Origin of the sequence: Luteococcus peritonei, assembly GCF_039526385.1 — a bacterium.
GTDB lineage: Bacteria > Actinomycetota > Actinomycetes > Propionibacteriales > Propionibacteriaceae > Luteococcus > Luteococcus peritonei.
In genome coordinates, this window is record NZ_BAAAIX010000013.1 from 166,460 (window position 1) to 179,853 (window position 13,394).

A 13,394-nucleotide genomic window follows, 5' to 3' on the forward strand; every position below is an offset into this window, starting at 1 on the left:
CGGTGGCGCTGCCTAGGCTTCCCGCATGATCACCACTGTCGCCGTGGAGGGCTTCCGCAGCCTGCGCTCCCTCGTGCTGGAGCTGGGCCAGGTCACCCTGGTCACCGGCGCGAACGGTTCAGGCAAGTCGAGCCTGTACCGGGCGCTCTCCTTGCTGGCCGACACCGCCCAGGGCAGCATGATCGCCTCACTGGCACGGCAGGGTGGTCTGCAGAGCGTGCTGTGGGCCGGCCCGGAGCAGATCAGCCACCAGATGCGCATCGGTGAGGTGCCGGTGCAGGGCAAGGCGCGGCGGGTGAAGCCGGTCTCGCTGCAGCTCGGTTTCGCCACCGAGGAGCTCGGCTACATGATCGACGTGGGCCTGCCCACCCCGCGCGCGAGCCTGTTCGACCACGATCCGGAGATCAAGCGCGAGCTGGTCTTCGCCGTCCCGCTGATGCGCCCGGCCAGCCTGCTGGTGCGCCGCAAGAACGCCCAGGTGGACGTGAACGACGACGGCTGGCGGCGCGTCGTGGAGGACCTGCCCAGCCGGCTCAGCATGCTGGGCGAGCTGGCCGATCCCACCGCCTATCCCGAGCTGCTCGGGATGCGGCAGGAGGTGCGCTCCTGGCGCTTCTACGACTCCTTCCGAACCGACGCGACGGCGCCCGCCCGCCAGCCCCAGGTGACCACCTGGACCCCGGTGATGGCTGGCGACGGAGCGGACCTGCTGCCGGCCCTGGGCACCGTGATGGAGTCCGCCTTTGCCGAGCCGCTGCACCAGGCCATCGCCTCCGCCTTCCCCGGCGGTGAGCTGCGCCTGTTCGACCAGGGCCGACGCCTTGAGCTGGCCTTCCACCAGCACGGCCTGCTGCGCCCGTTGTCCGGCGAGGAGCTGTCCGACGGCACGCTGCGCTTCCTGCTGCTGGCCGCCGCCCTGCTCAGCCCCCGCCCGCCGGGCCTGCTGGTGCTCAACGAGCCCGAGACCAGCCTGCACCCCGACGTGCTGCCCGCGCTGGCAGACCTGGTCGTCGCCGCCTCCCGCCGCACCCAGGTGGTGGTGGTCTCCCACTCGCCGGTGCTGGCCGACCGGATGCGCGCGGGGATCGGCGAGGGCCTGGTGCACGTCGAGCTGGTCAAGGACACCGGTGAGACCGTGGTCGCGGGACGGGAGGGCCTGCTGGACCAGCCGGCCTGGAACTGGGGACATCGCTGAGGCCCGGTCGGCCGCGCACCTGGTCCACACCGCGCTCGCCGGCCCCGACGGCAGATCACCTCGGGGGCCCAGGCCGGGTCACGCGGCCGCAGATCCGGACCGACTGGCGCGCTCTGGGATGCCGTCCGTCGAGTCCGGCAGGCGTTCCCACGCCTCAGCCGGCCGAGAAGGCGTCCAGCCCCAGCAGGCCGGAGAGCAGGCGTCGGGCGGACTCCTTGTCCAGCACCTGGTTGGCATTGCCGCACTTGGGGCTGACCACGCAGCGGGGGCAGCCCGCCTCGCATTCGCACTGCTCCAGCCGCTCCAGGGTGGCCAGAGCCCACTCCTCGGCCCGCTCGAAGCCACGGTCGGCGAAGCCGGCGCCGCCGGGGTGGCCGTCGTGCACCACGATGGTGCAGCGCCCGGTGTCGGGGTGCAGGATCGTCGAGACGCCGCCGATGTCCCAGCGATCGCACGGCGCGAACATCGGCAGCAGGCCGATCGCGCAGTGCTCCGCCGCGTGCGCGGCGCCGGCCAGCTGCACGGCATTGAGGCCCAGCTCGGCCACCAGGTCGTCGGGCACCTCCCACCACATGGCCCGGGTGCGCAGCACGTGCTCGTCCATCTCCAACGGGGTGGTGTCCCAGACCTCGCCGGTCAGCTCGTCGCGCCGCAGGAAGCCCACCACCTGCTCGGTGATCTCCACGTCACCGCGTGAGACGGTGCCGCCACGGCCGAAGTCGCGCTGGTCGGAGATGGACAGGATCCGCACCTCGGACAGGCTCTTCGGCTGGGTGAAGTAGCCGGGCCGCTCCGGGCGCACCAGGGCCTGCAGCTCCTCGGGCAGGTAGTCGTCCACCAGCCACTGCTCGCCCTGGTGCAGGTAGACGGCGCCGGGGTGCACCGTGCGGTCGGCCGCGCCGCGCTCGATCTGGCCCACCACCCGGCCGGTGGTGACGTCGACGATGTCGAGTGGCCGCCCTCCCAGCGAGCGCAGGTCGATGGAGTCGACGGCGCGCTCCGGCCGGGTCCAGTACCAGCCGGTGGCGCGACGTCGCAGCAGCCCCTGAGCCGCCAGGCGGTCCGCGACGCCGGCCATCGACGGTCCGAACCAGCGCTCGTCGGCGGATACCAGTGCCGCCTCCTGGGCGGCCGCGGCCAGATGCGGACCCATGATCCACGGGTTCTCGGGGTGCAGCACAGTGCTCTCCACCGGAGCCTCGAAGAGCAGCTCGGGATGGCTGAACAGGTAGACGTCCAGCGGGTCCTCGCGGGCCATCAGCACCACCAGGGCGTCGCGCTCGCCACGGCCTGCCCGGCCGGCCTGCTGCCACAGGGCCGCCAGCGTGCCGGGGAAGCCGCAGATCACCACCGCGTCCATCCCGGCCACGTCGATGCCCAGCTCCAGGGCGTTGGTGGCCGCCACCCCGTGCAGGGTTCCGGCCTGCAGGGCGTGCTCGATGCCGCGCCGGTCGCTGGCCAGGTAGCCGGAGCGGTAGGAGGCCACCTGGGCGCCGCCGGTCACCTGGTCCTGGGCGCGGACCGCGATCAGCTCGGCCAGGGTGCGGCTGGCCACGAAGGTGATCACCTGCTTGCCCTCGTCCACCAGGTTGGCCATCACCCGGGCGGCATCGGTGTGGGCGGCGTCGCCGGGCTGCCAGAGCAGCACGTCGCGGGCGGCGTGCGGGGAACTGTCCTCGCTCACCACCGCCACCTCGGGCTCCCCGATCAGTCGGCCGCCGGCCTCGGCGGCATTGGTGGCGGTGGCGCTGGCCAGGATGAAGGTGGGGTTGGCGCCGTACTGTGCGCACAACCGTCGCAGCCGGCGGATCACCTGGGCCACGTGGGCGCCGAAGACGCCGCGGTAACGGTGCGACTCGTCGATCACCACGTAGCGCAGGCTGCCCAGGAAGCCTGCCCAGCGGGCGTGGTTGGGCAGCACCGAGCGGTGCAGCATGTCCGGATTGGTGAGTACATAGCTGGCGAACTCCCGAGCGAAGCGGCGCTCCTGCACGTCCGAGTCGCCGTCCAGACAGGTGACCTTCCAGCCCTCGGGGCCCAGCTCGGTGGCGCTGCGCAGCTGGTCGTGGGCCAGGGCCTTGGTGGGCGCCAGGTAGAGCGCGGTGTGCTTGCGGGTCACCAGGCGGGATCGCACCGAGTCCACCTCGACGCCCAGCACGCCCGGATCGACGGCGGTGGCCGCCATCACCGGCAGCAGGTAGGCCAGGGTCTTGCCCGAGGCGGTGGAGGTGCAGATGGCGGCATGCCGGCCGGCGAAGGCCAGCTCGGCCAGCTCCGTCTGGTGGCGCCAGGGCCGGGTGATGCCCTGGGCGCTGACCGATTCCAGCACGGGGGAAGGCAGCCAGGCGGGCCAGTTGCTGGTCCGGCCGGCGCTGGCCTCGCGATGGTGCACGTGCACCACCTCGTCGCCCATCAGCCAGTCCGGAATCGCCACGCCGTTCAGGATGCCACGCGGCACCGACAGTCCTGGTGAGCGCTGCGGCGGCAGGATGCCGTCGCCGGCCCGTGAGTCGCCGGCCCGTGAGCGGGAACGGGCGCCGGGAACCCCCGGCGCCCGTCCGTGACGGCGCAGTGCTCAGCGGTGGATCGGCACGCTCAGCACGCTCCATGCCACGCGCGTGGTGTAGCCGGGCCTGCTGCCGGTCACCCGCACCCGCATCCGGTGGCCCAGGTCCGCGGTGGTGGAGCGGTAGCGGGCGCCGGTGGCGCCGCTGATGGCGGTGGCGGTGCCGCGCGAGTTCACCCGGTACCACTGGTAGCGCAGGGTGACCGGCGCCGGCCCCCAGATACGGGGGACGGCGTTGACCAGGTTGCCCACGACCGGCCTCCCGCCGATGGTGGGCGTGGCGGACAGGCTGAGGTTCCCGGGGGCGACGACGGCGCTGGCGACAGAGCAGGAGGTGCGGCTGGCGAAGCCCGCGCGGGATCCGGTGACGCACAGCTGCAGGCGCGCCCCGAGATCCGCGGGTTGGGCGGTGTAGCCGGCCGAGCTGCCCACCAGGGTGCGGCGGGTGCCCACGAGGCGGTACCAGCGCATGGCGGTGGAGCTGGCCCCCGGGACCCAGCCGCCACGGTCGCTGGCCACGGCGCTGCCCACCCGAGGAGTCCCCTTGACCTGGGGCATCCAGGCCATCCGGAAGCTGCCGGGCGCACTGCTGGTGGGCGCTGGGGCCGGGGCCGCGGTGGTGGGTTTCGGGGCCGCCGTGGTGGGGGCGGGAGCCGTCGTGCTGGGTGCAGGAGCCGTCGTGGTCGGTGCAGGAGTCGCGGTCGTGGGAGCGGGCGCCGGGGCGACCGTGGTGGGGACCGTTCCGGTGGTCTCCCGGCTCCAACCGGTGTACAGCAGCCGGTTGGGGGTGTCGTGGCTGATGCCCCGGATGGCGCCGACGGTGGCCTGCTGCACCAGGAAGGACTGCACCTGCACGGGGCTCCAGCCGGGGTGGGCCTGCAGCGCCAGCGCCGCAGCGCCGGAGACGAAGGGTGCCGCCATCGAGGTGCCCGACTTCACACCGAAGCTGCCGTCATTGGTGGCCGACAGGATGTTGTAGCCGGGTGCCACCAGGTCGACGCCGCTGCCATAGCTGGAGTCCCAGGCCATGGTCTCGCTGACGGTGGAGGAGGCGACGGTGATGACATTGGGCAGCCGTCCGGGGTACTCCTCGCCGGCCGACATGCTCTCGTTGCCGGCCGAGACCACGACGGTGATCCCGTCGGCGATGGCATCGTCGACGGCGTCCTCCACGGCCGAGAGCTGGGTGGCCGTCGACACCGGGTAGGCGATCGACAGGTTGGCCACCGCCGGGGTACCGGCCTGGTGGTCGGCGATCATCCAGCGCAGCCCCTTCACCAGCTGCGCATCGCCACCGGAGAAGTCGCAGCCCAGCACCCGCACCGGGACGACGGTGGCGCCCTTCGCCACGCCATGCCCCGTGCCCGCGGCGATGCCGGCGACGTGGGTGTCGTGGTCGGCGCAGTCACCGGTGCCATTGCCGTCGTCCATGGCGGTCATGCCGGCCCGCACCCGGCCCCTGAGGTCGGCATGCTCGGCCATCACGCCGCTGCCCACCACGTAGATGGTCACGCCCTGGCCGGTGAGCGTGGAGGTGAAGCTGCCGTCCAACCCGCTGCGTGCGTCGATCCGGTCGAGACCCCAGTCCTGGGGGCCCAGGCCCTGCGCCTGGGCGGGTGTCGCGAGCCCGATCGCGGCGACGGTGCCGGCCACGGCGACGACGGTGAGCGTGGTCCTGATGTGCATGTTCCGATTCCCCCTGTGCGCAGGAATGGGCCTGCGGCCCCAGGATCCTACGATTTTCTGTTCAACTGACTGAATCGTCTGCCAGCTTGCGCACAGCATGGCCCGCGGCAAGGCTGGGGCCATGCTGAATCCCGATCAGGTCACCACGCTGCGCGGCCACCTGGAGGCCGCCGGATACACGATCGACGAGGTCATCGACCGGATCGGGGAGCCCGGCCAGGAAGGCTTGGGCCGCAATTCCACGGTGCCGGCGACCGAGGCCCTGGCGGGCGCCGAGGACGCGCAGGCCACCATGATCAGCCTGTGGCCGCTGCAGCAGCCGGTCTCCCGTCGGGCCGCCGAGGCCGCGCTGCCGCTGGACGATCTTGCAGCCGCCGGCATGGTGGCGCTCGAGGGTGACCAGGTACGTGCCCTGGTGGACCTGCGCCCCTACGGGTCTGCCGATGACGGCGCCTCCGGCTGGATCGTCAGCGACCTCACGCCCGGGCTGGACCAGATGACCGCCCGGACCCGCCCCGACTACGTGCTGGGCGTCTCCCCGGCGTCCACCTCGCTGGCCCAGATGACCATGCGCACCCCGGTGGGCAGCGCTCTTGATCTTGGAACCGGGTGCGGGGTGCAGAGCCTGCACCTGGCCCGGCATGCGCAGCGGGTGGTGGCCACCGACATCAACCCCCGTGCGCTGGAGCTCTCCCGGCTGACCGCCGCCCTGAACCAGGTGGACGTGGACATCCGCGACGGCAGCCTCTACGAGCCGGTGGCCGGCGAGCGTTTCGACCTGGTGGTCACCAACCCGCCCTATGTGATGAGCCCGCCCACCAGCGAGGGGGAGCGGCTGGTCTACCGGGAGGGCAGCTTCGGTGGCGACGGGCTGGTGGAGGCGGTCGTGAAGGGCGCGCCGGCCCACCTCAACCCGGGCGGATCGCTGCAGGTGCTGGGCAACTGGGCCATCCTCGAGGGCGAGCCCTGGCAGGAGCGGCTGGTCGGCTGGGCGCAGGGGACCGGCTGCGACCTGTGGGTGGTGGAGCGCGAACGGCTCGACATCTACAACTACATCGAGGTCTGGCTCACCGACGCGGGCCTGGCGGGCAGCCCGGAGTGGATGCCGCGCTACCGCGCCTGGATCGACTACTTCCGAGGCCTGGGCATCGTCGGCGTCGGGATGGGCTGGTTCACGCTCACCGCAGCCGGTCGTGAGGTGCCCGACGTGCAGGTGGAGAGCTGGCCGCACGCCATCGCCCAGCCGGTGGGCGAGGCCATCGCCGAGCACCAGGACTGCGTGACCAATGCCTTGCTGGGCGATGAGCAACTGCTGGCACGCCGCTGGCGGCTGGCCGAGCACGTCGACCAGGAGACCATCGGGGAGCCGGGCGCCGCCGACCCGCGCCACATCGTGCTGCGCAGCCAGGCGGGACTGCGTCGGGCGGTGGAGGCGGACACGGTGCTGGCCGGCGTGCTGGGCGCCTGCGACGGTGACCTGCAGCTCGGCCAGATCACCGCGGCGCTGGCCCAGCTGCTCGAGGTGGACGAGGATTCCCTGCGCCAGCAGGTGCTGCCGCAGGTGCGCCAGGCGCTGCGCGACGGGATGCTGCTGGGAGCCTGATCCCAGCGGCTGCCTCGCCGGGAGGCAGCCGGCGGTCAGCGGCTAGCATGACCCACGACAGGCGGTTGGAACCGTTCGCCACGCGTGGCATGATCAACCGCTCCCCCCAAGTACGCAGAAGTTTCGAGGCAGACACATGGCATCCACTCCCCGCCGGCTCGTGATCGTCGAGTCACCGAACAAGGTGGCCAAGATCAAGAGCTACCTCGGCGACGGCTACGTCGTGGACTCCTCCGTGGGCCACGTCCGTGACCTGCCGACGGGATCGGCGGAGGTGCCCGCCAAGTACAAGGGTGAGAAGTGGGCGCGCACCGGCATCAACGTGGAGAACGACTTCGAGCCGCTCTACGTGGTGCAGAGCGACAAGAAGTCGGTGATCAAGAAGCTCAAGGACGAGCTGAAGAGCGCTGACGAGCTGCTGCTGGCCACCGATGGTGACCGCGAGGGCGAGGCGATCGCCTGGCACCTGATGCAGGAGCTGAAGCCGAAGGTGCCGGTCAAGCGGATGGTCTTCATCGAGATCACCCAGCAGGCCCTCACCGAGGCGTTGGAGAACACCCGTGACCTGGACCTGGACCTGGTGGACGCCCAGGAGGCGCGACGCATCCTGGACCGTCTCTACGGCTACGAGGTCAGCCCGGTGCTGTGGAAGAAGGTGATGCCGCGGCTGTCGGCCGGCCGCGTGCAGTCCGTCGCCACCCGCCTGGTGGTGGACCGCGAGCGCGAGCGGATCGCCTTCCGCACCGCCTCCTACTGGGACCTCGAGGCCATCCTCGACGCCGGCGCCGAGGCCGACCCGCGCCAGTTCCCGGCCCGCCTGACCACCCTCGACGGGGCCCGCGTGGCCACCGGCCGGGACTTCGACGCCACCGGCCAGCTGGTCACCTCGGGTGCCGTGGCACTGGACGAGAGTGCCGCCACCGCCATTGCGAAGGGCCTGGCCGAGGCCGCCTTCACCGTCACCTCGGTGGAGGCCCGCCCCTACACCCGCAAGCCCTACGCCCCCTTCCGCACCACCACCATGCAGCAGGAGGCCGGCCGCAAGCTCGGGATGAGCGCCCAGCGCGCCATGAGCGTGGCCCAGCGGCTCTACGAGGGCGGCTTCATCACCTACATGCGTACCGACTCGGTGCAGCTGTCCAGCCAGGCCATCAGCGCCGCGCGCTCCCAGGCCGAGCAGCTCTTCGGCAAGCAGTACGTGCCCGACAAGCCGCGCATCTACACCTCCAAGGTCAAGAACGCGCAGGAGGCGCACGAGGCCATCCGTCCGGCGGGCGAGTCCTTCCGCACCCCGGCGCAGACCGGCCTGCGCGGCGACGAGTTCCGCCTCTACGAGCTGATCTGGATGCGCACCATCGCCTCCCAGATGAACGACGCCAAGGGCGAGAGCCTGACGGTCAAGATCGACGCGAAGCCCGCCCAGGCGCTCGCCGTCAGCGGTGGCAGCGGTCTGCAGCAGGTCTCCACCGCCGGCTTCGTGGCTTCGGGCCGCACCATCACCTTCCCCGGCTTCATGAAGGCCTACGTGGAGGGCAGCGACGACGAGCAGGGTGCCGATGACCAGCAGGCCAAGCTGCCGCGCCTGGCCCAGGGCGCCGCCCTGCAGGCCGCGAAGCTGAACCCGGCCGGCCACGAGACCCGCCCGCCGTCGCGCTACACCGAGCCCACCCTGGTGGCCAAGCTCGAGGAGCTGGAGATCGGGCGGCCCTCCACCTATGCCGCCATCCTGCGCACCATCACCGCGCGTGACTACGTCTTCAAGAAGGGCTCGGCGCTGGTCCCCACCTGGCTGGCCTTCGCCGTGACCCGGCTGCTGGAGGAGCACTTCCCCAAGCTGGTGGACTACCAGTTCACCGCCGCCATGGAGGGTGACCTCGACGAGGTGGCCAAGGGCAACATGAAGCGCCTCACGGTGCTCAACGACTTCTACTACGGCTCCGGCGAGGCCTCCCGCGAGGCGGCCGACGGCGAGGACCTGGAGCCGGACGCCCGCGAGGGGCTCTACCAGCTGGTGAACAACCTGGGCGAGATCGACGCCCGCGAGCTGTCCACCTTCCCGGTGGGTGACATCGACGACGGCATCAACGTGCGCGTCGGCCGCTACGGCACCTACGTCGAGGACACCGAGGGCAACCGCGCCAACGTCGACGACGAGCTGCCGCCCGACGAGCTGACCGCCGAGCACGCCCGCCAGCTGCTGGCCAACCCGATGGGCGAGGAGCGCGAGCTGGGCACCGACCTGGAGACGCACACCCTCATCGTCGCCAAGAACGGCCGCTTCGGGCCCTATGTCACCGAGGTGCTGGGCGAGGACGTGCCCACCAAGGGCAAGAATGCCGTCAAGCCGCGCACCGGCAGCCTGTTCAAGTCGATGAGCCTGGACACCGTCACCCTGGACGACGCGCTGCGCCTGATGGGCCTGCCGCGCGTGGTGGGCACCGACGAGGACGGCGTGGAGATCACCGCCCAGAACGGCCGCTACGGGCCCTACCTCAAGAAGGGCACCGACTCGCGCTCGCTGACCAGCGAGGAGCAGATCTTCGACATCACCCTGGACGAGGCCAAGGCCATCTACGCCCAGCCCAAGCAGCGCGGACGTGCCGCGGCCGCCGCGCCGCTCAAGGAGCTGGGCGAGGACCCGGCCACCGGCAAGCCCGTCGTGGTGAAGGACGGCCGCTTCGGCGCCTATGTCACCGACGGCGAGTACAACGCCACCCTGCGCCGCGACGACTCGGTGGAGGAGATCACCCTGGAGCGCGCGGCGGAGCTGCTGGCCGAGAAGCGCGCCAAGGGCCCGGCGAAGAAGACCACCCGCAAGAAGACGGCCGCCAAGAAGACCACGGCGAAGAAGGCCACCGCCAAGAAGGCCACCGCCACCAGGACAGCGGGCAGCACGACGGCGGCGAAGAAGACCACCGCGAAGAAGACCACCGCGAAGAAGGCCGCCAGTCCCTCCACCGGCACCGGCACAGCGGACTGAGGCACGCTGCCGTGGCCAAGAAGCAGCGCACGCTGCGCTTCGAGATGCCCTTCACGATGGGCGACCCCAGCCTGGTCACACCCGAGCTGGGGATCGCCCGGGCCCAGCTGAAGGGCCGCAAGAACTCCTTCGCCATGGACATCACCCTGCTGGACAGTCCGGACCACCGGCTGCTGCGTGCCGGGATCGTGCTCGCCCACCGAGTGATCGACGGCCTGGGCGAGTGGTATCTCGACGCCCCCGGCTGGGGACCGTGGCTGCCCACCCGTCGCACCGAGAAGCTGGGCGCGGCCGGCGACCTGCCACAGGAGTTCGCGGCGCTGGTCAGGCCCTTCCGGCGCCATGCCCCGCTCGGCCCGGTCGCCGCAGTGGGCTGCCAGCGTCGGGAATGGCAGCTGCTCGCCGAGCCGGACGAACAGCTGGCCACCGTGCGCGACGACAAGCTCACCATCCGGCGCGGCGGGGTCACCACCGCCCGCTACCGCGAGGTGACCATCAGGCCGGAGCAGGCCATGACCCGCGCCCAGCGGGACCACATCGTCGACGCCATGCTCGCCGCCGGCGGCACCCCCGTCGAGGACTTCCCGTCGCTCGCCGAGCGGATCGGCGCCCCCGCCACCGGCCTGACCGACTTCCGCGGGCCCCGTCCGCGCGACCGCGACGCCAGCCTGGAGGGTTTCGTCAGCTGGCTGTTCAGCAAGCGGCTGGACGGCATCATGCGCGCAGACCTGCAGCTGCGCAGCGGCGGCAGCGACGACATGGATCTGCTGCGGGCCGAGCTGGCCGACCTGCGTCGTGAGGTGCGCAGCCTGTCCTTCGCCCTGGAGCCGCACTGGCGCGAGCAGATGGAGGCCGGCATCGAGGCCGTGCTGGGCACTCTGGCCTCGCGCGGCATCGCGCAGCTGGGCGACGAGTACTTCACCGTGCTGGACATGCTGGTGGTGGCCATCCGCGCCCCCCGGCTGGGCGACCAGAGCCAGCAGCACGCCCAGGAGGCGCTGCTGCAGCAGGCCACCCGGGGCGCCACGATCCTGTTCGACCGGGCCCACGGGCTGAACCTGGCCGCCGCCGACGACCGGTGGGCCGCCACGCTGATGTCGGCCAGCCAGATGCACGCCCTGGCGCGCACCCTGCGCCTGCTCTTCGGCAAGGGCGCCAAGCGGCTGGAAGCGACCCTGGAGGAGGCGCTGGCCCTGCTGCGGGCCGCGCAGATGCCGCCCACCCTGCACGAACCGCACATCGACCTGGACTGGGACCCGGTGAGCGCCTTCCAGGAGGGCCGCCACTTCGAGCGTCGTCGCCAGGAGATCACCGCGGCCCGGCGCCACTTCCTGGAACAGTGGCCCGACCTGGAGAAGCGGATCCGCAAGGCACGAAAGGCCAAGTCATGACCGAATCGGCAGGGCTCTTCGTGGTCTTCGAGGGCGGCGACTCGGCCGGCAAGTCCACCCAGGTGCGCCAGCTGGCGCGTTGGCTGGCCGCCGAGCAGCTGCCGCACCGGCTCACCCACGAACCGGGCGACTCCTGGCTGGGCCAGCACATCCGCACGCTGGTGCTCGACCCCGAGTCCGGAGACATCTCGGCGCGCGCGGAGTGCCTGCTCTACATCGCCGACAAGGCCCAGCACGTCGTGGAGGTGGTGCGCCCGGCGCTGGCCCGCGGCGAGGTGGTGGTCAGCGACCGCTATGTCGACTCCACCATCGCCTACCAGGCAGCCGGGCGGAACCTGCCCCCGGACGACGTGGAGACCATCGCCCGTTGGGCCACCCAGAGCCTGCGCCCCCACCTGACCGTGCTGCTCGACGTGGACCCGCGCCAGGCGGTGAACCGGATCGCCGCCAAGGACCGCATCGAGGCCGCCGGGGAGGACTTCCACCGACGGGTCCGCGAGGGCTTCCTGGCGCTGGCCGCGGCCGATCCCGAGCACTACCTGGTGCTGCCGGCACGTGACTCCGTGGACTCCATCGCGCGACGGGTGCGCGAGCGGGTCTCCCAGCTGCTGGAACAGCGTGCGGGTGGAGACGCGACGGAAATGTCGGAGCCCTCTGGCACGCTGGAGCCATGAGCAGCCCCCAGGAGACCCGCCCCGCGCCAGCAGCCGGCGTCTGGGCGGAGCTGGTGGGCCAGGACCGTGCCGTCCAGACCCTGCGCCGCGCCGTCAGTGGTGAGGCGCACGCCATGAGCCATGCCTGGCTGGTCACCGGCCCGCCCGGCTCCGGACGCTCCAATGCGGCGCGCGCCTTTGCCGCCGCGCTGCAGTGCCCCCGGGGCGGCTGCGGCGAGTGCAACGAGTGCCGCACCACCGTGTCGGGGGCCCATCCCGATGTGACGCTGGTGCGCACCGAGATGCTCAGCATCGGCGTCGACGAGGTGCGTGACCTGGTGCGTCGCGCCGCCATGAGCCCCACCACGGGACGCCACCAGGTGATCGTCGTGGAGGACGCGGACCGGGTCACCGACCGCGGCGCGGACGCCCTGCTGAAGGCCATCGAGGAGCCAGCCCCCAAGACGGTGTGGATCCTGTGCGCACCCACCGCCGACGACGTGGTGGTCACCATCCGCTCGCGCTGCCGCAAGCTCTCGCTGGCCACGCCGAGCGACGAGGCAGTGGCCCAGCTGCTGGTCTGGCGCGACGGCATCGATCCGACGCTGGCGGCACACTCGGCGCGCGCCGCGCAGGGCCACATCGGCCGGGCGCGGGTGCTGGCCCGCAACGAGGAGGCCCGCAACCGTCGCCACGAGGTGCTCACCATCCCCGGGCGGCTGGCCAGCGTCGGAGCCTGCCTCACCGCGGCCGACAACCTGGTCAAGGCCGCCGCCGACGAGGCCGCCCGGTCCACCGCCGCCACCGACGCCGAGGAGCGCGCCAAGCTGGAGGAGGCGCTGGGCTTCGGTACCAAGGGCGCCCGGCCGCGCAATGCGCAGGCCGCGCTCAAGGAGCTGGAGGACCAGCAGAAGGCCCGCGCCAAGCGGCTGCAGCGCGACGCCCTCGACCGGGTGCTGACCGAGCTGACCACCTTCTACCGCGACGTGCTGGCCCTGCAGACCGGGGCCGTGGCGCCGCCGGTCTCGCCGCAGATGCTGCACACCGGGGTCGAGCCCAGCGGGCCTCACCTGATCAACGGCGAGATCCGCACCCAGTTGCAGCAGGTGGCGCGCAGCTCCACGCCGGAGCAGACGCTGCGCCGGATCGACGCGATCATCGCCTGCCGCGAGGCCCTGGAGACCAATGTGGCGCCGCTGCTGGCCATGGAGGCGCTGCTGCTCAACCTGGCCGACAAGCACTGAGACCTCCCGCACGTACCGACCGACCGCAGCACCACCCGATCCATCCGCCCCCGGGCACCGCAGTACCGACGCACCA

At 72.0% G+C, this 13,394-nt stretch carries 8 protein-coding genes; 6 read left to right on the forward strand and 2 right to left on the reverse strand.

Annotation, left to right across the window (positions count from 1 at the left end; all coding sequences use genetic code 11):
- The first annotated feature begins 25 nt into the window (after nt 1-25).
- Nucleotides 26-1,195, forward strand: a complete 1,170-nt coding sequence (locus tag ABD073_RS05890) for an AAA family ATPase (protein ID WP_343873002.1) — start codon at nt 26-28, stop codon at nt 1,193-1,195.
- Between the two features lie 154 nt (nt 1,196-1,349).
- On the opposite strand, the gene ABD073_RS05895 is transcribed toward ABD073_RS05890, so the two are convergent.
- Together ABD073_RS05895 and ABD073_RS05900 are read right to left on the reverse strand one after the other, a co-directional pair.
- A complete protein-coding gene (locus tag ABD073_RS05895; RefSeq protein ID WP_343873150.1) occupies nt 1,350-3,608 on the reverse strand; it encodes a DEAD/DEAH box helicase in 2,259 nt (752 codons plus the stop codon).
- A gap of 162 nt (nt 3,609-3,770) precedes the next feature.
- Entirely contained in the window at nt 3,771-5,447 is a 1,677-nt protein-coding gene (locus ABD073_RS05900) for a S8 family peptidase (RefSeq protein WP_343873003.1), read from the reverse strand.
- Between the two features lie 97 nt (nt 5,448-5,544).
- On the opposite strand from ABD073_RS05900, the gene ABD073_RS05905 reads away from it, so the two are divergent.
- The 5 genes from ABD073_RS05905 to ABD073_RS05925 all read left to right on the forward strand — a co-directional run bounded on the left by ABD073_RS05905 (nt 5,545) and on the right by ABD073_RS05925 (nt 13,318).
- Nucleotides 5,545-7,050 carry a DUF7059 domain-containing protein gene (locus tag ABD073_RS05905; RefSeq protein ID WP_386751349.1) on the forward strand — a complete coding sequence of 502 codons (1,506 nt, stop codon included), beginning with the start codon at nt 5,545-5,547 and terminating at the stop codon, nt 7,048-7,050.
- 136 nt (nt 7,051-7,186) lie between these two features.
- The gene (gene topA / locus ABD073_RS05910) at nt 7,187-10,030 is read left to right on the forward strand and encodes a type I DNA topoisomerase (RefSeq protein ID WP_343873005.1); all 2,844 of its coding nucleotides are present in this window, start codon (nt 7,187-7,189) and stop codon (nt 10,028-10,030) included.
- Nucleotides 10,031-10,041: 11 nt separating this feature from the next.
- On the forward strand, nt 10,042-11,421 hold the full coding sequence (locus tag ABD073_RS05915) for a hypothetical protein (protein WP_343873006.1): 1,380 nt from the start codon (nt 10,042-10,044) through the stop codon (nt 11,419-11,421).
- Nucleotides 11,418-12,095, forward strand: coding sequence for a dTMP kinase (gene tmk, locus ABD073_RS05920; protein WP_343873007.1), 678 nt, complete (start codon nt 11,418-11,420; stop codon nt 12,093-12,095). The genes ABD073_RS05915 and tmk overlap by 4 nt, the downstream gene beginning before the upstream one ends.
- Nucleotides 12,092-13,318, forward strand: a complete 1,227-nt coding sequence (locus ABD073_RS05925) for a DNA polymerase III subunit delta' (RefSeq protein WP_343873008.1) — start codon at nt 12,092-12,094, stop codon at nt 13,316-13,318. The genes tmk and ABD073_RS05925 overlap by 4 nt, the downstream gene beginning before the upstream one ends.
- The last annotated feature ends 76 nt before the right edge of the window (nt 13,319-13,394 follow it).